Annotated in this window: 18 protein-coding genes; 11 read left to right on the top strand and 7 right to left on the bottom strand. The window is 68.9% G+C overall.

Going from position 1 to position 19,719, the window contains the following annotated elements; translation table 11 throughout:
• Window positions 1-1,321 precede the first annotated feature (1,321 nt).
• Window positions 1,322-2,188 carry a dienelactone hydrolase family protein gene (locus tag ACIBH2_RS24775; RefSeq protein WP_397121502.1) on the bottom strand — a complete coding sequence of 289 codons (867 nt, stop codon included), beginning with the start codon at window positions 2,186-2,188 and terminating at the stop codon, window positions 1,322-1,324.
• 165 nt (window positions 2,189-2,353) lie between these two features.
• Here ACIBH2_RS24775 and glmS point away from each other — a divergent pair, with 165 nt between their 5' ends.
• Window positions 2,354-4,222, top strand: coding sequence for a glutamine--fructose-6-phosphate transaminase (isomerizing) (glmS, locus tag ACIBH2_RS24770; RefSeq protein WP_397121500.1), 1,869 nt, complete (start codon window positions 2,354-2,356; stop codon window positions 4,220-4,222).
• A 15-nt stretch (window positions 4,223-4,237) separates the two neighbouring features.
• On the opposite strand, the gene ACIBH2_RS24765 is transcribed toward glmS, so the two are convergent.
• Window positions 4,238-4,657 (bottom strand): plastocyanin/azurin family copper-binding protein, encoded by a 420-nt coding sequence (locus tag ACIBH2_RS24765; RefSeq protein ID WP_397121498.1) that lies wholly within the window; start codon window positions 4,655-4,657, stop codon window positions 4,238-4,240.
• Window positions 4,658-4,862: 205 nt separating this feature from the next.
• Here ACIBH2_RS24765 and ACIBH2_RS24760 point away from each other — a divergent pair, with 205 nt between their 5' ends.
• The 7 genes from ACIBH2_RS24760 (at window position 4,863) to tsaD (ending at window position 11,008) form a co-directional block, all read left to right on the top strand.
• Window positions 4,863-6,473: an NAD(P)H-hydrate dehydratase gene (locus ACIBH2_RS24760; protein ID WP_397121496.1), complete on the top strand. Its 1,611-nt coding sequence runs from the start codon at window positions 4,863-4,865 to the stop codon at window positions 6,471-6,473.
• Window positions 6,474-6,584: 111 nt separating this feature from the next.
• A complete protein-coding gene (locus ACIBH2_RS24755) occupies window positions 6,585-7,040 on the top strand; it encodes a hypothetical protein (protein WP_397121494.1) in 456 nt (151 codons plus the stop codon).
• 57 nt (window positions 7,041-7,097) lie between these two features.
• Window positions 7,098-8,240: an alanine racemase gene (gene alr, locus ACIBH2_RS24750; protein ID WP_397121492.1), complete on the top strand. Its 1,143-nt coding sequence runs from the start codon at window positions 7,098-7,100 to the stop codon at window positions 8,238-8,240.
• On the top strand, window positions 8,233-8,685 hold the full coding sequence (gene tsaE, locus ACIBH2_RS24745) for a tRNA (adenosine(37)-N6)-threonylcarbamoyltransferase complex ATPase subunit type 1 TsaE (protein WP_397121490.1): 453 nt from the start codon (window positions 8,233-8,235) through the stop codon (window positions 8,683-8,685). The genes alr and tsaE overlap by 8 nt, the downstream gene beginning before the upstream one ends.
• Window positions 8,686-8,772: 87 nt before the next feature.
• A complete protein-coding gene (tsaB, locus tag ACIBH2_RS24740) occupies window positions 8,773-9,486 on the top strand; it encodes a tRNA (adenosine(37)-N6)-threonylcarbamoyltransferase complex dimerization subunit type 1 TsaB (RefSeq protein WP_397121487.1) in 714 nt (237 codons plus the stop codon).
• Complete coding sequence (rimI, locus tag ACIBH2_RS24735) at window positions 9,483-9,980, top strand: ribosomal protein S18-alanine N-acetyltransferase (RefSeq protein ID WP_397121485.1); 498 nt, start codon at window positions 9,483-9,485, stop codon at window positions 9,978-9,980. Before tsaB ends, rimI begins: the two co-directional genes overlap by 4 nt.
• Window positions 9,977-11,008, top strand: coding sequence for a tRNA (adenosine(37)-N6)-threonylcarbamoyltransferase complex transferase subunit TsaD (gene tsaD, locus ACIBH2_RS24730; RefSeq protein ID WP_397121483.1), 1,032 nt, complete (start codon window positions 9,977-9,979; stop codon window positions 11,006-11,008). Before rimI ends, tsaD begins: the two co-directional genes overlap by 4 nt.
• A gap of 69 nt (window positions 11,009-11,077) precedes the next feature.
• Here the strand turns inward: tsaD and ACIBH2_RS24725 are convergent, their stop codons facing one another.
• The gene (locus ACIBH2_RS24725) at window positions 11,078-12,565 is read right to left on the bottom strand and encodes an Hsp70 family protein (RefSeq protein ID WP_397121481.1); all 1,488 of its coding nucleotides are present in this window, start codon (window positions 12,563-12,565) and stop codon (window positions 11,078-11,080) included.
• 649 nt (window positions 12,566-13,214) lie between these two features.
• Between ACIBH2_RS24725 and groES the strand changes: the two genes are divergently transcribed.
• Together groES and groL are read left to right on the top strand one after the other, a co-directional pair.
• On the top strand, window positions 13,215-13,517 hold the full coding sequence (gene groES, locus ACIBH2_RS24720) for a co-chaperone GroES (RefSeq protein WP_029923772.1): 303 nt from the start codon (window positions 13,215-13,217) through the stop codon (window positions 13,515-13,517).
• A gap of 266 nt (window positions 13,518-13,783) precedes the next feature.
• Window positions 13,784-15,394, top strand: a complete 1,611-nt coding sequence (gene groL, locus ACIBH2_RS24715; RefSeq protein WP_397121478.1) for a chaperonin GroEL — start codon at window positions 13,784-13,786, stop codon at window positions 15,392-15,394.
• 161 nt (window positions 15,395-15,555) lie between these two features.
• On the opposite strand, the gene ACIBH2_RS24710 is transcribed toward groL, so the two are convergent.
• The 4 genes from ACIBH2_RS24710 to ACIBH2_RS24695 form a co-directional block, all read right to left on the bottom strand.
• Window positions 15,556-16,023 carry a hypothetical protein gene (locus tag ACIBH2_RS24710; RefSeq protein ID WP_397121476.1) on the bottom strand — a complete coding sequence of 156 codons (468 nt, stop codon included), beginning with the start codon at window positions 16,021-16,023 and terminating at the stop codon, window positions 15,556-15,558.
• Window positions 16,024-16,419: 396 nt separating this feature from the next.
• Window positions 16,420-16,728 (bottom strand): hypothetical protein, encoded by a 309-nt coding sequence (locus tag ACIBH2_RS24705; protein ID WP_397121474.1) that lies wholly within the window; start codon window positions 16,726-16,728, stop codon window positions 16,420-16,422.
• 1 nt (window position 16,729) lies between these two features.
• Entirely contained in the window at window positions 16,730-17,305 is a 576-nt protein-coding gene (locus tag ACIBH2_RS24700; RefSeq protein ID WP_397121472.1) for a sigma-70 family RNA polymerase sigma factor, read from the bottom strand.
• A 339-nt stretch (window positions 17,306-17,644) separates the two neighbouring features.
• The gene (locus tag ACIBH2_RS24695) at window positions 17,645-17,938 is read right to left on the bottom strand and encodes a WhiB family transcriptional regulator (RefSeq protein WP_397121470.1); all 294 of its coding nucleotides are present in this window, start codon (window positions 17,936-17,938) and stop codon (window positions 17,645-17,647) included.
• A gap of 613 nt (window positions 17,939-18,551) precedes the next feature.
• Here ACIBH2_RS24695 and ACIBH2_RS24690 point away from each other — a divergent pair.
• Window positions 18,552-19,619 (top strand): hypothetical protein, encoded by a 1,068-nt coding sequence (locus ACIBH2_RS24690; RefSeq protein ID WP_397121468.1) that lies wholly within the window; start codon window positions 18,552-18,554, stop codon window positions 19,617-19,619.
• The last annotated feature ends 100 nt before the right edge of the window (window positions 19,620-19,719 follow it).

The raw sequence follows: 19,719 nt of genomic DNA, 5'->3' as shown, positions 1-19,719 counted from the left end.
TCGGATATGCCACCCGGTGAATCCCCACCGGATCCACCACTCGATGAATCCCCGTCGACCACACCGCCTGCCGAACCTCGACCGGCAGTGCCGCCCAGCTGCACGGATAACGCGCCGAGCACACAAGATGGCACAACCTCACCACCCGAACAGGGCTGTGCCGAGGCACTCCCGCAAACCCCCGCCCCCAACTGTCCAACCCCAGACTCGGAAAACCCGGCCGCCCCGCCTGCCGATCCGGGCATCCCACCCGGCGGTCCGCTCCTCCCACCCACCACCTCGGGTGGCCCACCGCCCGACACCAGCCCTCCCGCCACAGGCGAAGTCGACCCACCCACACAACCGCGGCCACCAACCGAGAATCCCGTAGTGCCACCTGATGCTTCGACCCCACCTCCCACATACCCGGGCATTCCTCCCCTGGGCAGAGACTCCATCCCCGCCCCACCGGGAGCAACCGGAGTGCCGGTCCCACCGACACCACCGCTCACCCCCTGAGCTGCCACCCTCCTCTGGAGTGTTGGTTGTCGCTCGCCGCCGAAATCCACCTGCCGACCCCGAGGGGGGGTCTGTCACCCCGCCCACCAACCCAGCCGAACCACCTACCGGCACGGGCACACCCCCAGAAGTCGAAGTCGACTCACCGGCCCGACCCTGGCCCACCACCGACAATCCCATTCCGCCCCGGGACGATTCGACTCCACCCCGACGGACCCCGGCACCCCACCCCTCGGCCGGGAATCCGTACCAGACCCGCCCGGCGCATCCGGAGTCCCCGTCCCGCCGACACCACCGCTCACCCCCTGAGCTGCCACCCTCCTTTGGAGTGTTGGTTGTCGTTCGCCGCCGAAATCCACCTGCCGACACCGGGCGCCGCATCACGCGCTCCGAAGCTCTCGCCTGCGGATGCAGGTGCCGTGCCCGGCGAGCCGAGCCCTTAGTGCACGAAAACCTCTTGTGCCGCAGTCTGATTCGTCCACCAGCCCGATGCGCCCAGGCGTCTCGCTACTGAGCAGAGGCTCCGTCCTCGACCCGCCCGGCGCAGCGAACAGCCCGGCGAGCCCCTCGGCGGTGATCTCGTCGTAGGAGATCTGCTCGCCCGCACGTGGATTAGGGGTGACGCAGCGTCGAGGATGGCCTGGCGGCGAGGTGGTCACCTCTGCGAAACGGGGCTGCGGCCTAGCGCTTCCCGCATCGATCGAGGGATTCGTCCGGCTGCGGTCGCGGCTTCGTCAGCCGTCAGGCAGCGAGAAGCCGCGTTTATCCGAGCTTCGCCGCCGCTGCCCGTGGCGGCGATCCGTGTTCGGGGAGGTCGGGCGCGCTATTTCCGGAGAGCCTGGACCAGTTGGAGGATCGGGAGCTTTTGGGCCTCGTCGGTCTCTTCTTCGTCCACTGCTTCCGGGTCGACCAGGGTGGTGTGGGGGAGGATGGCTTCGGGGTCGGCGAAGGGTTTGTAGGTTTTGTCGCCGAGGAGGGTGTGGAGGAGGAAGCCGGTGAGGAGGGCTCGGGTTATGCGTTCGGTTTTGGGTTCGTGTTTGCCCGCGCCGAGGGCGGAGAGGGCGCGGCGGCCTTCGACTATGCCGTTGTGGGAGGCCTTTTCGACCGAGCGGAGGATGGCGGGGCCGCCCCAGGCGGCGGCGAGGGGGATGGCGTTGGAGCTGACCGAGTCGATATCGGAGGCTCCGGCCAGGATCAGGGCGGGTGTGTCGATGTTGGGGGCCAGCGCTTCGCCGGAGGGTGCGGTCGGCGCGGGGTAGAGCGCGGCGACGGCGGCGACCTCGCGCTGCGAGGCGGCGATCACCGCGGCACCGGCGCCCATGGCATGGCCGACGAGCGCCAACCGGTCGGGATGCACGCTGATATCCCCGCCGCCCAGGCGCACACCGGTGCAGATATCCAAGGTGGTGAGCAGATCACTCGCCAGATTCAAATGCGAGGGGATCGGCCCCCGCTCGGTATCGGGCGCGGCCGCGACGATCCCCCACGACGCCAAATGCTCCAACAGCCGCCGATAGTTCCCCGCCCCGGTAAGCCACCCGTGCCCGAACGCGACAGCGGGCAGATTCAACCCCTTCGCCGGTGTGTACACCACCCCGGGCTGCCCAGCGATGCCGAGATTCCCGCGCAGCACATCCTGCGGACCGCGCGTGGTCAGAGTGCTCAGAAGCGATTTCACAGACGGCGACACGGACATGAACTTAGCGCGTATCCGATCCGGCCGCCTCCGCCCACGCGTGTCGCCCGCTCCGCGAAGGTGGAACCAGGAGGAACCGGACGCACCGTCCAGGAATGCCGGAGTGCGGTGAACCCGCCGGACGGAGGGCGGTCAACGCACCCAGTACCCTGGGCACCCATGTGCGGAATCGTGGGGTACGTGGGGTATCGGGATGCGCTCGGTGTCGTCGTGGACGCGTTGCGCCGCATGGAGTATCGCGGGTACGACTCCGCGGGAGTGGCCATTCTCGATGGGGCCGGGGGCCTCGCGGTGGAGCGCAAAGCGGGCCGACTCGCCAATTTGGAGGCCGAGCTGGCCGAGGCGGGGGCGGGACGGTTCGCGGGCAGCACGGGGATGGGGCACACCCGCTGGGCCACGCATGGCGCGCCGACCGATCGCAACGCGCACCCGCACCGCGACGTTCACGGGCGGATCGCGGTGGTGCACAACGGCATCATCGAGAACTTCGCCCCGCTGCGCCGCGAACTCGAGGAGGCCGGGGTCGAGCTGCGCAGCGATACCGATACCGAGGTCGCGGTGCACCTGGTCGCCCGCGCCTACGCCACGGGCGACACCGAGGGCGATTTCGTCGCCAGCGCACTCGCGGTGGTACGCCGCCTCGAAGGCGCGTTCACGCTGGTCTTCACCCACGCCGACCACCCCGACACGATTGTCGCCGCCCGCCGCTCCACCCCGCTGGTGGTCGGCGTCGGCAAGGGCGAGATGTTCATCGCCTCCGACGTCACCGCCTTCATCGAGCACACCCGCGAGGCCGTCGAACTCGGCCAGGACCAGGCCGTGGTGATCACCGCCGACAGCTACGCCGTCACCGACTTCGACGGCAATATCGACGGCGTGCGCACCCGCCCGTTCACCATCGACTGGGACCTCGCCGCCGCCGAGAAGGGCGGCCACGACTACTTCATGCTCAAGGAGATCGAAGAGCAGCCCGCCGGTGTCGCGGATACCCTCATCGGCCATTTCGCCGAGGGCAAGATCGTGCTCGACGAACAGCGCCTCGCCGATCAGGAATTGCGCGAGGTCGACAAGGTCTTCGTGGTCGCCTGCGGCAGCTCCTACCACGCGGGCCTGCTCGCCAAATACGCCATCGAACACTGGACCCGCCTGCCCGTCGAAGTGGAGCTGGCCAGCGAATTCCGTTACCGCGACCCGGTTTTGGACCGCTCCACCCTGGTGGTCGCCATCTCCCAGTCCGGCGAGACCGCCGACACCCTGGAAGCCGTCCGCCACGCCAAGGAGCAGAAGGCCCGCGTCCTGGCCATCTGCAATACCAATGGCGCGCAGATTCCCCGCGAATCCGACGCGGTCCTCTACACCCGCACCGGCCCGGAGATCGGCGTCGCCTCCACCAAGGCGTTCCTCGCCCAGATCACCGCGAATTACCTGGTCGGCCTGGCCCTCGCCCAGGCCCGCGGCACCAAGTATCCCGACGAGGTCGCCCGCGAATTCGCCGAACTCGAAGCCATGCCGAAGCTCGTGGAGCGCGTCCTCGAGACCGCCCCGCAGGTGCGCGCCATCGCCAGACAGCTGGCGCACGAGTCCACGGTGCTGTTCCTCGGCCGCCACGTCGGCTACCCGGTAGCCCTCGAGGGCGCGCTGAAACTCAAGGAACTGGCCTACATCCACGCCGAGGGCTTCGCCGCGGGCGAACTCAAGCACGGCCCCATCGCCTTGATCGAGGACGGTCTCCCGGTCTTCGTGGTGATGCCCTCCCCGAAGGGCCGCGCGGTGCTGCACTCCAAGCTGCTCAGCAATATTCGCGAGATCCAGGCCCGCGGCGCGCGCACCATCGTCATTGCCGAGGAGGGCGACGACACGGTGCGCCCGTTCGCCGACCACCTGATCGAAATCCCGTCCGCCCCAACGCTGTTCCAGCCGCTGCTGTCGACGGTCCCGCTCCAGGTCTTCGCCGCCGAGATCGCCATGGCCCGCGGCTACGACGTGGACAAGCCGCGCAACCTGGCCAAGTCGGTCACCGTCGAGTAGCGCCGGGCCGGGGTCCTATTGGACGGTGACGGTGCCCTTCATCTCCGGATGCAGCGGGCACAGATACCGATAGGTCCCCGGCACCGTGAAGGTGTGGCTCCACTCGCCCGTGGTGAAGATCGGGCTGTTGATCCCCATGGCCGCATCCCCGATGCCCTGCACCGAATGCGGCGCCTTGTCCTCGAACTTCCAGGTCACGGTATCGCCCGCCTTGACCGTGACGGCGGCGGGCGAGAACTTCATATCGTCGACGGTCACCGTCACGGTGCTCGCCGCGGCCACCCCCGACGTGGTGACCGACGTAGCCCCGGTACTACTCGCCCCCGACTCGGACGTACCGCCATCGGAACCACACCCCACCACCCCCAGCGCACCCACCACGGCGAACGCGGTGACCATGACGCGCACGAACCCACTACGGCGAGAGCTAGACATGCGGGCCAGCGTAGTCCCCACCGGTAGCGAGCCATTCGCGGCAGTCCCCCCAACCTGGTCGAATGATCAGGGGGAACTGGTGGCGGCATCGCCCGGGAACGCCCCGCCACCAATTCCCCCTCGTGATGGATATCGTGGCGGGGAGGGCGACGCGTGGGGGTGGGCGTCGTGTGGCTGTCCGACCGGAGGTAGGAGACGAACACCAGTGCGCGGATATTTCACGGCCGATGAGGTGCGGGCGGCGGAGGCGGAGCTGTTCACGCGGGTGCCCGCCGGAATGCCCATGCGGCGTGCGGCCTTCGGGCTCGCCGATGTGGTTGCGAGGGAATTGCGCACGCGCACAGGGGGAGTGGCCGGTCGGACGGTGACGTTGCTGGTCGGTTCTGGCGACAATGGCGGCGACGCGCTGTGGGCCGGGTCCATGCTGCGCCGCCGGGGCGTGGCGGTGAACGCGGTCCTGCTGTCGCCGGAGCGCGCGCACCGCGAGGGGCTGGCCGCGCTGCGCCGCACCGGCGGCCGCGTGCGCACCGACCTCGGCACCCCCGATCTGGTCGTGGACGGCATCGTGGGCATCTCCGGGCGCGGCCCGCTGCGCCCGAACGCGGCGGAACTCGTTGCCGCCGTGGCAGTTCCGATCATTGCCGCCGACCTGCCGAGCGGCGTCGACCCCGACACCGGTGCGGTCGCGGGTCCGGCCGTCCGCGCCGACGTCACTGTGGCGTTCGGGGCCTACAAGCCGGTGCACGCCCTCGCGGCAGCATGGTGCGGCCGAATCGAGCTGGTGCCCATAGGACTTCGCCTCGGTCGGCCGGACGTGCCGGTCATGGCGGACGAGAAGTCGAAATCGGCTGCGACGGCATCGGATTCGAACGCGGACACCGGCCTGCTCCAACTCGCCTTGACCGAGTGGGAGGCGGATATGCTGGGCGGCCAGCGCCTTCCGCAGCCGAGTCTGCTCGCCCTGGAACACGAATCGATCGGCGCGCACTGGCCGGTCCCGGGCGCGGAGGACGACAAATACTCCCAGGGCGTCACCGGCGTGTGCGCTGGAAGCTCCACCTATCCCGGCGCGGCCGTACTGTGCACCGGCGCGGCAGTGGCCGCCACTTCCGGCATGGTGCGCTACGCCGGATCGGGAGCCGCGGAGGTCCTCGCTCATTTCCCGGAAGTCATCGCTGCCCCAACGGTTTCCGCCACCGGCCGCGTGCAGGCATGGGTCTTCGGCCCGGGCGCGGGTACCGACGACGAGGCCCGCGCGCGCCTCGCCGAAATCCTCGCCACCGACCTCCCCGTGGTGGTCGACGCCGACGGCCTCACCCTGCTGGCCTCCGACCCGTCCCTGGTCACCAACCGCACCGCCCCCACCGTCCTCACCCCGCACGCGGGCGAATTCGCGCGCCTCACCGGCCAGGACCCTTCGCCCGACCGCGTCTCCGCCGTCCGCAAACTCGCCGACTCCTGGCAGGTCACCGTCCTGCTGAAGGGCCGCGCCACTGTGATCGCCACCCCCTCCCGTCCCGTCCTCGTCAACGAGGCAGGCGGATCATGGGCCGCCACCGCGGGCTCCGGCGACGTCCTCTCCGGCATGATCGGAGCCCTCCTCGCGGCGGGCCGAGACCCCTCCTGGGCGGCCGCTGCGGCCGCCCGCGCCCACTCCCTCGCCGCCAACCTGGCCGCCCACGAAACCACCGCGTCCGGCGCCCCGATCTCCGCCTCCCCCTTGCAATCCCACGTCCGAACCGCCATCGGCATCCTCCGCGACCTCGGCTCCGCCACCGCGGGACACCCACCACGCGTTTCACGACCGAACGGATAGGGCACCCCGGCTCGCTGCCCGTGCACCCTCTGCCCAGAGGATTCCCGTCTCGCCGACTCACCCCGCGACTACCGAGAATCAAGTGTCCACACGTTCACAACGGGGGACACCATGTCGGGAGATATTGCGGCGCTGACCATTCCCGCCGCGGCCTATTGGGTGCTTTTCGGCCTGCCGGTGCTGTCGGCCACGGCGGGATTGCTGTTGACGATGGGGGCGCAGGACGCCGACGACTACCGATCCCGCTACTTCGGCGAGCTCCAAGACCTCCTCGACATCGACAACTCGCCGACCTTCCGGATCATCTGCGCGCTCCTCGGCAACGCCGTGCTCTTCATCGCCCTGATCGCCCTAGTGGTGCGAGCCGCACCGGCCGACCTACCCGCCGCCGCGGTACTCGGCGCACTGCTGCTCCTGCTCACCCTCGCCCTGCTGGGTCTGGCGATCTGGTTGGACGACATGCCCTGGCGCTATGCGGCGTTTCAGGCGATGAACTGGACGATCAAACTCGTGGGCGGCACGGTTGTCATCACCATGGCGATTCGCTGTCCCGAGACCCTGTACTGACGGCCCAGCATCGGGTGTGAGCCAATACGCACCGGCCGGGATGGCAGGATCGAGGCCGTGAACACCCTCGAGCCGCAGGTGGAGACCCTCGTCGATCTGGACGCCATCGCGCACAACGTGCGCATCCTGGCCGAGCGAGCCGGGGATGCCGCCGTGATGGTGGTGGTCAAGGCCGACGGGTACAACCACGGTGCGGTCGAGGTGGGCAAGGCCGCGCTGGCGGCGGGGGCGCGCGAGCTCGGCGTCACCACCGTCGAGGAGGCGGTGGCCCTGCGCGCCGCCGGGATCACCGCGCCGATTCTGTGCTGGCTCAACACCTCCGATACCGATTTCGCGCCCGCGGTGGCCGCCGATATCGAGATCGGCGTCTCCTCGGTGGCGCATCTCGACGCCGTCGCCGCGGCCGCCCGGCGGACCGGCAAGACCGCGATCGTCTCGCTCAAGGTCGACACCGGCCTCAATCGCAATGGCGCGTCGGCGGCCGAATTCCCCGCCCTGCTGCGGCGACTACGCGAACTCGTCGACGAGCACACCGTGCGGTTGCGCGCCATGTTCTCCCACCTCGCACTCGCCGACTCCCCGCAGCACCCGGCCAACGATATGCAGCGCGAGCGCTTCCTCGACTGCATCGCCGCCGCCAAAGACCAAGGGCTGCAACCGGAACTGGTGCACATCGCCAACTCCGCCGCCGCCCTCACCAGACCCGATCTGGCCTTCGACATGGTGCGCCCCGGCATCGCCATCTACGGCCTCTCGCCGATTCCCGAACTCGGCGATTTCGGCCTGCGCCCCGCCATGACCCTCGCCGCCCGCGTCGTCCTGGTGAAGGAAGTCGCTGCGGGAGAAGGCGTTTCGTACGGACACGAATGGATCGCCGACCGCGACACCACCGTCGCCCTCATTCCCGCCGGATACGCCGACGGCATCTGGCGGCCGCTGAGCGGGCGCTTCGACGTGCTGCTCGGCGGTAAGCGCCGCCCCAATATCGGCCGCGTCTGCATGGACCAGTTCCTGGTCGACCTCGGCGACAATGCCGAGGGTGTCCGCGAAGGCGATACCGCCATCATCTTCGGCGGCGCGCCCGGCGCACCGCACCCCCAGGAGTGGGCCGACCTGCTCGGCACCATCAATTACGAAGTCGTCTGCTCGCCGCGCGGGCGAGTGGTGCGCCGCCATATCGGGAAGGCGACCCATGCCTGACGTAGCACGCCGGATCCTGCCCACGGTCGAGGACACCGAGGCCCTCGGCCGCGAACTCGCCGCCCAGTTGCACGCGGGCGACCTCGTCGTCCTCGACGGCCCACTCGGCGCGGGCAAGACCGCCCTCACCCGCGGTATCGCCGCCGGACTGGGCGTCCAGGGCCGGGTGAGTTCCCCCACGTTCATCATCGCCCGCCAGCATCGCGCCGGAACCGGCCCGGGTGCGATCGGCCTCGTCCACGTCGACGCCTACCGCCTCGGCGGCGACCTCGACGAACTCGACGCCCTCGACCTCGACACCGACCTCGACGACGCCGTCGTGGTGGTCGAATGGGGCCTCGGCGTGGTCGAGCACCTCGCCGACCGTCACCTGCGCGTCCTGCTGCGCCGCGAACCCGACTCCGACATTCGCACGGCCGAATGGGAATGGGTGTCGGCCAACTGATACCCGCGGCCCGAATGTGCGGTGGCACACGTACGCACCCGCGCCGCCGCAGGCCACGCGACCCTACCCAGTATCGTTGGCCTAATCATGTTGGTACTGGCTGTCGACACCGCGACCCCTGCCGTCACGGCGGGACTGGTGGAACTGGACCCGGCGCAGGTCGGGGGCAACGCACCTCTCATCACCACGATCGCCTCCCGGGTGACCGTGGACGCTCGCGCGCACAATGAGGTGCTGACTCCGCAGATCCTCGCCTGCCTGGCCGAGTCCGGCCGCACCCGAAGCGATATCGACGCGCTCGTGGTCGGTGTCGGGCCCGGGCCGTTCACCGGGCTGCGGGTCGGCATGGCCACCGCCGCCGCGTTCGGCGACGCGCTGGGCAAGCCGGTGTACGGCGTGTGCAGCCTCGACGCCATCGCCGCCGACACCGAGACCTACATAAAGAAGGACACCACCGAGCCGGTCGAGCTGCTCGTGGTCACCGACGCCCGCCGCCGCGAGGTGTACTGGGCGCGCTACCGCGCCGTCTCGCCGGAGAACCCGGGCGGTCGCATCGCCGGGCCGGAGGTGTGCAAGCCCGCCGATCTGGACGCGGGCACCGCCACCCTCATCGCCGGGTCCGCCTCGCACGTCGACTATTTCGATCTGCCGGTGCTGCCCGTGGAGACCCCGTCCCCGGCCGGGCTGGTGCGCGTCGCCGCCCGCGCCATCCTGGCGGGCGAGACCCCGGAGGCGCTGACCCCGCTGTACCTGCGCCGCCCCGACGCCGTCGAGCGGAGCTATGCGCAGGTGAGTCGATGATCCGCATCGAACCGATGCGGCACACCGATATTCCGCGCTGCGCCGAACTGGAATTGCTGCTGTTCCCGGAGGACGATCCGTGGAACGAGTTCGCCTTCCGCTCCGAATTGGTGGCCAATCACAACCGCTATCTGGTGGCCCGTGACCAGGATCGGCGCGTGGTCGGCTACGCCGGTCTCGCACTGCTCGGCAATCTCGAGTACCCGGAGGCGGAGGTGCACACCATCGGCGTGGACCCGGCCTGCCAAGGGCTCGGCATCGGCACCACGCTGCTGGAAGCGCTGCTGGCCGAGGCCGGAAAGCGCGGCGGCCCGGTATTTCTCGAGGTGCGCGTCGACAATTCCGCCGCCATCGCGCTGTACGAGAAGCACGGCTTCCACATCATCGGCCTGCGCAAGAACTACTACCAGCCCAGTGGCGCGGACGCCTACACCATGCGCCGCCCCGCCATGACCGGCTTTCCGCAGCCGCAGGACACAGAGGTCTTCTCATGATCGTGATGGGTATCGAAAGCTCCTGTGACGAAACGGGAGTCGGCATCGTCCGGCACCTGGACGACGGCAGCTGCGAATTGCTCGCCGACGAGGTGGCCTCCAGCGTCGACCAACACGCGCGCTTCGGCGGCGTGGTGCCCGAGATCGCTTCGCGTGCCCATCTCGAGGCCATCGTGCCCGCCATGCGCCGCGCCCTCGCCGCCGCGCGGGTGGACAAGCCGGATGCTCTCGCCGTCACCATCGGACCCGGCCTCGCCGGAGCCCTGCTGGTCGGCGTCGCGGCGGCGAAAGCCTATGCGGCGGCGTGGGATATCCCGTTCTACGCGCTCAATCACCTGGGCGGCCACGTCGCCGTCGACACGCTCGAGCACGGCCCGATGCCGCCGTGTGTGGCGCTGCTCGTCTCCGGCGGCCACACCCACCTGCTGCACGTCACCGACCTGGCCGAGCCCATTGTCGAACTGGGCAGCACCGTCGACGACGCCGCGGGTGAGGCCTTCGACAAGGTGGCGCGCCTGCTCGGGCTCGGCTATCCGGGCGGCCCGGTGCTCGATGCCATTGCGCGAGAAGGCGATCCGCACGCCATCGCGTTCCCGCGCGGTATGACCGGCGCGCGCGATCCGCGCTACGACTTCTCCTTCTCCGGCCTCAAGACCGCCGTCGCCCGCTATGTCGAAGCGGCACAACGGGAGAACCGCGAACTTCCCATCCCCGATATCGCCGCCTCCTTCCAGGAGGCCGTCGCCGATGTCTTGACCATGAAGGCGATTCGCGCCGCACAGGACGTCGGCGTGGACACCCTCGTCCTCGGCGGCGGCGCCACCGCCAACTCCCGCATCCGCTCGCTGGCCGAAGAACGCTGCACCGCAGCGGGTCTCACCCTACGGGTCCCCAAACCCCGGCTCTGCACCGACAACGGCGTCATGATCGCCACGCTCGGCGCGCATGTGATAGCCGGTGGCGCACAGCCTTCCGAACTCACCGTGGCCACCGACCCCGGCCTCTCGGTCGCCACCAGCCAGCTCTGACGCCGGTACGAGCGATCTTCCCCCAAACAGCAAGAACCCCTTCGCCTTTAGGGGGAAGGGGTGGGGTTTTCAGTCTGTCGTGCGCATCCGGGTGGTGGTGCTTCCCGCGCCCGCCGAACCGGAATTCGATCGGGGTACCGACGGAATGATCGGGGTGGTCGGCGTCGTCGGGGTGGTCGTGCTCGGATCGGTGCCGCCGGGTGGCGGCGTCGTGGTGCCGAGCAGTGGCCCGAGGATGCGGGGGAGTTCGGCCGGGAAGGGGATCTGCGGCAGACCCGGGTCCGGGCGCAGCGGTGGTGGCGACTGCGATGAGGTGGTGGCCGACGGTATGCCGCTGGTCGGGGTGGTCGGTTGTCCCGCTGCCGGGGTGGTCGGCGGGGTGGGCGCGTTCGAGCGGGTGGTGGTGTCCCGATTGGTGGTCATCGGGGTGGTGCCCGCGGGCACGGTGGTCGTCGGCTCCTCCTGCGCTCCACTGGTGGTGCCGACGGGGGAGTAGTCGCGGTCCTCGGGGACGAGTTCCTGCACGCCGTAGCCGATGACCAGGCCGACCACCACGATCGCCCCGGCCAGGGTGCCCGCCAGTTTGGTGAACGTGCCGACCGGTGCGTCGGCGCGGCCGATCACCGTGAGCGCCGTGGGCTGCGTCGAATCCGCGACCAGGGCCGCGCCCTTCGCGATCGCCGCCTCCGGCTCGGGCACGGTGCACACCGAGACGTCGAGCTGTTCGTCGAGGGCGTTCACCACGGCCGGGATATTCGCCCCGCCGCCGATCACCGCCACCGACTCCGGGAACTTCGGGGCCCGCGCGAAGACGCCGCGGGCGAAGACGGCCAATTCGCGCAGCAGATCGGAGATCAGCTCGTCGAAATCGGCGCGGGTGAGCTTGAGCGGCTGTCCGGCCACGTGGTCGATGGTCACGGCCTGGGCGATGGACAGGTGCTCCTTCGCCGCCCGACTGCGGTTGAGCAGCATGTTCCGGTTGGGCCGGGTACCGCGCCGCGCCAGGTGGCAGTCCAGCAGATGCTGGAGGATCAGTTCGTCGATGGCATTGCCGCTGATGGCGGTGGTGCGCTCGGTGCGCAGGACGGTGTCGTCGGCCTGATCGGCCACGGTGACCGTCGCGCCGGAGGCCCCGAGGTCGATGATGGCGACCGTCTCGTAGCGCTCCAGCAGCCCCGTGTGGCGCAGATAGCGCAGCGCCGCGGTGCTCTCCGGAATGAGTCGAACGTCGCGCCGCTGTCGTCCGATGGCCGCGCGAATGGTCTGTGCCTGTTCCCGGTCGCGATAGGCGACCGCGATATCGCCGGGCGGGGTCGGATCGTCGTGGCGCGTGGCCTGTGCCGCCACGGTGTGCGTGCCGACGGGATGAATGTCGCGGGAAACCTGGTGGGTGGTCATCAACTCGATCGAGGACGCCACGAGATCGCCGAGGTCGGAGTGCGCGGTGTCCGCGGTGACGACGCGATAGTCGAAGTGCTGCATGCCGTTCGGAGCGGTCGCGACGGTAGCCGAGCACACCACCTCGCTCCCGGCCGAGATGCCGAGGGATGTTCGCATGTTCACCTCCCTTCGAGCGGATGGTCATGGTGTCGTCGACCATCTCGAACGGACTGCGGAACCGCCGCGTGGATGACGATCGGTTCCGAGCTACGGATCCGGCGGGACCCGTGTCCGATGGGGCGTCGGGACCAGCCGTCGATCACTTGCGGTCTTGCTCTCGTCTCAGGTTTCTGCGCGTGATACGCAGGGGTGAAGCATTTGTGTAGATCTCGGATCGCGCGATCGAAGCCCTGCCGTGCTCGTTTCGGAATCCGTGCCGCCCCGGGTGGAGCCGTGCGAAGTCCGTGTCTCGCGACCGTCGTCAATAATGTCACGATCCGTTATCCGAACGTTACAGATTTTCGTTTTTCTTTGGAAGCCCTCAGTTTCCCCGGCCGATCGTTCGGCGTGGCGCGTGGTCCAGCGCGTTGAGGTCCCTCGACATCAGCTGCGGTAGCAAACCCTGGCCTTGAGCGCTGGCACTCGCGTGTATAGAGTGCTAGTTGGCAATCGCGATCTGTTGCGAGCGCCGGATGTGACTACTGAGCAGGGGCTCCGGCACCCGCGACGACGGGGCTGTGCTCGGCGGTCTGCACCGTGACCGAAACCGTGAGTCCGGGGAACCGCCCCGGGCGAGAAGTTATCCCCTGAAAGTGGAGGGCTCAACGTGGCGAGCGTGAACATCAAGCCGCTCGAGGACAAGATCCTCGTCCAGGCCAACGAGGCCGAGACGACGACGGCCTCCGGCCTGGTCATCCCCGACACGGCGAAGGAGAAGCCCCAGGAGGGCACCGTCATCGCCGTCGGCCCCGGTCGCTGGGACGATGAGGGCGAGAAGCGGATTCCGCTGGACGTCAAGGAAGGCGACGTCGTCATCTACAGCAAGTACGGCGGCACCGAGATCAAGTACAACGGCGAGGAGTACCTGATCCTGTCGGCGCGCGATCTGCTGGCCGTCGTCACCAAGTAGGAACGCCCAACTCTCCGGGGACCCTCAGGGCTTCGGCCCCGAATCCCCAGGGACCGTCCGGCATTCGCCGGGCATCCCTGAACCCCGAGCGTTGCCGCCCCGGTGTCGCAGCTGGTCACCAGCCACCGACCCGGGGCGGAGTGCGTTCGGCGGTTCGCCCCGGAACAGGCGTGCGTCGGAGTTCGACTCCGATCACCTCACCCGACTTCCCTTCGGGGGTGCGGGGGCTGGGCCCCCGATCCCCGTACCCACAGGAGTAGGAACACATGGCAAAGCAGATCGAGTTCGACGAGAAGGCTCGTCGGGCCATGGAGCGCGGCGTCGACAAGCTGGCCGACGCCGTCAAGGTCACCCTCGGCCCGCGCGGTCGGCATGTGGTGCTGGCCAAGGCCTTCGGCGGCCCGACCGTCACCAACGACGGCGTGACCATCGCCCGCGAGATCGATCTCGAGGACCCGTTCGAGAACCTCGGCGCGCAGCTGGTCAAGAGCGTCGCCACCAAGACCAACGATGTCGCCGGTGACGGCACCACCACCGCCACCGTGCTGGCCCAGGCGCTCATCAAGGGCGGCCTGCGCAATATCGCCGCCGGTGCCAACCCGATGAGCCTCGGCCTGGGCATGAGCAAGGCCGCCGCCGCGGTCGCCGACGCGCTGATCGCCGCGGCCACCCCGGTCTCGGACGAGAAGTCCATCGCCCAGGTCGCCACCGTGTCCTCGCGCGACGAGGAGATCGGCGAGCTGGTCGGCAAGGCGCTCACCACCGTCGGCAAGGACGGCGTGGTCACCATCGAGGAGTCCTCCTCGCTGCAGACCGAGCTGGCCGTCACCGAGGGCGTGCAGTTCGACAAGGGCTACCTGTCGCCGTACTTCTCCACCGACCCGGAGACCCAGCAGGCCGTCTTCGAGGACGCCTACATCCTGCTGAACCGCGAGAAGATCAGCTCGCTGCCGGATCTGCTGCCGCTGCTGGAGAAGATCGCCGAAACTGGTAAGCCGGTCGTGATCATCGCCGAGGACGTGGAGGGCGAGGCGCTGTCCACCCTGGTGGTCAACGCGATTCGCAAGACCCTCAAGGCCGTTGCCGTGAAGGCCCCGTTCTTCGGTGACCGCCGCAAGGCGTTCCTCGACGACCTGGCCATCGTCACCGGCGGCACCGTGGTCAACCCCGAACTCGGCATCAACCTGCGCGAGGCCGGACTCGAGGTGCTGGGCAAGGCCCGCCGCGTGGTCGTCACCAAGGACGACACCACCATCGTCGAGGGCGCTGGCACCCAGGCCGATATCGACGCGCGAGTCGCGCAGCTGCGCAAGGAGATCGAGACCACCGACTCCGACTGGGATCGCGAGAAGCTCGAGGAGCGCTTGGCCAAGCTGGCCGGTGGCGTCGCCGTCATCAAGGTCGGCGCGGCCACCGAGACCGAGCTGAAGGAGCGCAAGTACCGCGTCGAGGACGCGGTCTCCTCCGCCAAGGCCGCGGTCGCCGAGGGCATCGTCCCCGGCGGCGGCTCCGCCCTGGTGCAGGCCGCCACCAAGCTGGCCGACCTGCGCGCCTCGCTCTCCGGCGACGAGGCCATCGGCGTCGACGTGGTGCGCCAGGCGCTCACCGCCCCGCTGTACTGGATCGCCAGCAACGCGGGCGTGGACGGCGCGGTCGTGGTCGCCAAGGTCTCCGAGGGCAAGGAAGGCTTCAATGCCGCCACCCTCACCTACGGCGACCTGGTCACCGAGGGCGTCGTGGACCCGGTCAAGGTCACTCGCTCGGCCGTCGAGAACGCCACCTCCGTGGCGCGCATGGTGCTCACCACCGAGAGCGCCATCGTCGACAAGCCCGTCGAGGAAGAGGCCGACAGCGGCCACCACGGCCACTCGCACTGAGTGAGCGGCCCACGCTGATACGCCGATGCCCCCGGACCGAAAAGTCCGGGGGCATCGTCATGTTCGGGCCGAGCACCCGGGGCACTCTCCGACCGAGAACCCAGAGTGTCGGCGTCGCGCGGCTGCGCCTGGGCACCCGCAAGATCGGCGAAGCACGGGTGCTAGCCAGCGCTGCCGCTCGGGACCGCCGCCCGCTGCCGCTCCCGAAGCTCGTCGCACGCGACCTTGTCGGCCTCGGGCTTGTCGTTGCCATCGCGCCCGCAACCCTCGGCCGTGTAGCCGTCCCGGTCGTACCCGGCGCGGTCGTATCCCGCCCGGTCGTAGCCGCTGCGGTCCCGCCCGAATCGATCCCGGCCGAACGCGTCGTATCCCGACCGGTCGCGGCCGAAGGCGTCGTACCCGAACGAGTCGTAGCCGCTGCGATCGCGCCCGGAGCGATCCCGCCCGAACGAGTCGTATCCGTCCGGTCCGTAGGGATCCTTCGGCGTCCCCGGCGTGCACCCGATCTCCCCGGGCATACAGATATCCGCCTGCGCGGTGGCCACGGCGGTCAGGGGAGCGATCAACAACGCTCCCGCGACAATGCCCCGCAACAGGTTCCGTCGCACGCCACGAGTGCCTGTACCCATCACAACCGACCTCCTGATCGAGCGCGACTCTCGCGCCCACTGATCTTGATCGGCCCGACCCGTCCCCCCGCTACGCCAATCCACCCGAAATACCCTGCGCCCCCACGAATTTCAGGGAAAACCCTGAGACGGACCCCCACCCGCCGCACCCAGCGGATGACCGAACCAGCGACAGGCGCTCGAACAACCACTCCGATGGTTCGTGGGGCGCTGGCCCCGTGTGGTCCGTGGGACGCTGAGCCATGCGGTTCGTGGGGCGGCCGATTCTCGCTTCCTGCCTTCTACCTCGTGCCCGCTGCGTCAGCAGCGGGCACGAGTATCCGAAGAGTCCGGGAATGCGTAAGGCCCCCGGGTGGATTGTCCGGGGGCCTTACGGGATTCGGAGCGGTGTGAGGGTCAGTCGCGGACGGCGCGGCGGCCGTTGCCGGGGTGGACGGCGGCGCGGGGGTGGGGGATGACGGTGGCCGGGGGGTGGTCGGCGGCTATCGCGCTCAGCACGCGGTCACGGAGGGCGGCGGGCGGTGGTGTCGCGGCGGCGGCTGCGTACAGGGCCAAGGCTTCCCGGGTCTGCTGCACTTCGAGGGTGAAGTCCGCGCGGAGGGTGGGGTTGGCGGTATCCAGTAGTTCCCGCACTGCGCGCTGATCTTCGTCGCCGATCGATCCGAGCGCGACAGTGTGCGCGAGATCGATCTGGCTTTCGTTCATCTCACGTCACTCCCAAACTTTTCTTGAGTCTCGTCAGTCCATCCCGAATACGGGACTTAACGGTAGGTAACCCTACGCCCAAGTATGCCGCTACCTCGGCATACGTGCGTCCGCCGTAGTAGGCGAGCGAAATGGCTTCCCGTTGCGTCTCCGTGAGTGTGGCCAGACCCTGCAGGACCGCCTGCTGTTCCAGCCGTCGTCCCACTTCTTCGGTGACTTCGTCGAATTCGTTACCGAGGGTGCTGGTTCCGTAGGCGACCTCGCGCAGGGCGTGGGCCTGCTCGGCGCGTACGCGGTCGACGGCGCGACGATGGGCGAGAGTCATGAGCCAGGTGACGGCCGAACCCTTCGCCGGGTCGAAATTCGCTGCCGTGCGCCAGATCTGGAGGTAGACCTCCTGGGTGGTCTCCTCCGCGTATCCGGGATCGTGTAACACACGTAGGACAAGTCCGAATACCCGAGCGCTGGTGCGGTCGTACAGTTCGGCGAATGCCGCCTGATCCGACTGCCCGCAGCGTTCGAGAAGTGCGGCGAGTTCGAGGCTTTCGGCTGCGCGAGCCGTCACCGCAGAGTCCACGCGAGGTGGGATGGCGCCCTGGAAGGAGTCGCCCTCTGCGGCCGGCGGCCGCGTTGTCACAACGCTCCGTTCTGTGTCATCGCGCACAACCGTAGCGTGCCGCTATGACCTCCTCTCGCGGGGGGTGATCGGCAAAAAGACTGTCGCCCAGTGGTTTTCCGACATTTCGCCCGACACGCACATCGTCTTCGAGAGACACGCCGTGAAGGTCGGACACAACCGACCCGCGCCGGGCAGTGGCCGGTTGTTTGCTAGGAATTCGAGGCATAGCCACGCGCGGATGGGAAAAAATCCGAAGTCACACGGTGTGTACAGGCGTCACACGGCTACCCGGAGACCTCAGGCGACAACACGCCGCCGGTTGCGGCGCGCGTGCATCTCCCGTTCCGTTTCCGACATTCCTCCCCAGATGCCATAGGGCTCGCTCACTTTCAGCGCGTGCGAGCGGCATTGCATGAGCACCGGGCAGGCCCGGCAGATCTCTTTGGCGCGCAGCTCCCGTTGGGACCGCGCGCGGCCGCGCTCACCGTCGGGATGGAAGAACACCGACGAGTCCTGCCCGCGGCAGGATCCGCGCATCTGCCAGTCCCAGACGTCGGCGTTCGGACCAGGGAGGTGGGTCGGCATAGGCATTGTGAACTCCTCATGGTGCGAGCTCGTCGGCATTGTCGAGCGGTGCTGGTGTGGCAGTGGGCCGCATCGCCGGCGCCCGGCGATCGCACTTCATCGGGCGTCGCAATTTTCGAGGCGCGCCGATGACGGCGATGTCGTACGTTAGGTCGAACAACGAAATGCCGTCAATAGCCTCGCGCGCGAAGATTCGAATTCCGCCGAATTCGAGAATTAACGCGCTTGCTATTTACAACGAGGGCGTTCTGTGGTGATACTGATCGGTTGCCCAGGTTCGCTCGGGTGCCGAACGGCCTTGTGGTCGGCCACAAAACCCCAGCTCAAAGCGTGTTTCTCCAGGTGAATCCGAGCGTTGCGTGGTCATGTGCGGATGTGGCAATGGGTGATCTCAGCCATTGCCAAGCGGAATATGAGTGCGGTAGAGGTGGCCACTTCGAGGCTTCCAGGTTAATAATGCGATACGCATACGAATTCCATACGGACGTGCTAGGGGATTGCGAGCGCAGATTTACAGAACGGAAACAGAACGCCGCATTAGAATGCTGAAAGTTTGCTAGCAGAATGTGCTATGCGCGGCCGCGTTCGATGCCCTCGACTGCGCCGATAGAGTGCGCCCGTGCCTGTGTCCGAAGTGAACTCCGTACTCGCCGACACCGCCTTCGGCCCCACCCCCGCCCGTGCTGCTGTCGAATTGCCCGCCGCCTCCGACGCCGCCGAATCCTGGCTGCGCGCGGTGGCCCTCGGCGGCGTCGGCCACTACGCCGCGGCCCGCACCGAGCTCACCCGCGCCCGCCGCCTCACCCGCGACCCGATCCTGCTGTCCCTCACCCACAGCACCGAGGGCTCCCTCCTGCGCCAACTCGGCTGGCACGCCCGCGCCGCCATATCCGACGGCCACGCCGCCGCCCTCACCCTCCCCGACCTCGCGGTGTCGGTGCTCTCCGGTTCGCCCGCCGCGGACGCCGTCACCACCGCGCGGCTCGTGGCGATCGCGCATGCCGAGGCGGTTTGCGACGCGTTGACGGGTCTGGCGGCCGATGCCCTCGGCACGGGGCGGCCCGCGCTCGCGGCTCGACTGCTGGACCGTTGCCGCGCCTACCTGCCAGTGCCCGAGGAGTCCTGGCGACCACGCATTCGCCTGCACTGGGTCAGTGCCGAGACCGCACTGTTCGCCCCGGGGTCGGGGCTCATAACCCCGCCTGACCAGGGGGACGCCGGGTTTGTCCCGATGCGGGCGCGGGATGTCGCCGGGGTTGGCGAGTCAGCGCGGGATGCGGCCGGTGTTGGCGAGTCGGCGCGGGAGGCCACCCGCATCGGCGATCCAGGCGGGACCGCCGACTCAGCGGACGCCACCGTCGAGCCCCCCACCGCGTTTGCCGACCCCGCGCTGGCGCATGCCGCAGCCGCGCTGGCGCTCGCCGAGCGGGCTCCGTCGGTCCGACATCGTGTCAAGTCCCGTCTACTCCTCGCGGCCGCCTCGGCCGCCGCCGGAGACCTCGATCGCGCCCGCCTGCTCGCCGCCGAAACCGCTGACCAGTGCCGCGAATTCGAGCTGCTCCCGCTGCGCTGGGCCTGCGCGATGCTGCGCTCCGGGATCGACCCTGCCAGCGCGGCCGCCGCCGAAGCCGCCGAGTGCGCTCGGCTGTTGGCCGGTCGCGGCGGGCGATTGCGTTCGGCGAGCTGATATCTCACTGTCCCCCGTGAGTGACCCCGATCCCGCGTCGCCCGCTATTGTTGGACCGTTCCGCCCTCGCGGAAGCACCGGTCCTTCGGCCGACGTGCCA

It is taken from the genome of Nocardia sp. NPDC050406, assembly GCF_044459025.1.
In the GTDB taxonomy this organism is placed as follows: domain Bacteria; phylum Actinomycetota; class Actinomycetes; order Mycobacteriales; family Mycobacteriaceae; genus Nocardia.
This window is presented reverse-complemented; position numbering and strand designations above follow the sequence as displayed.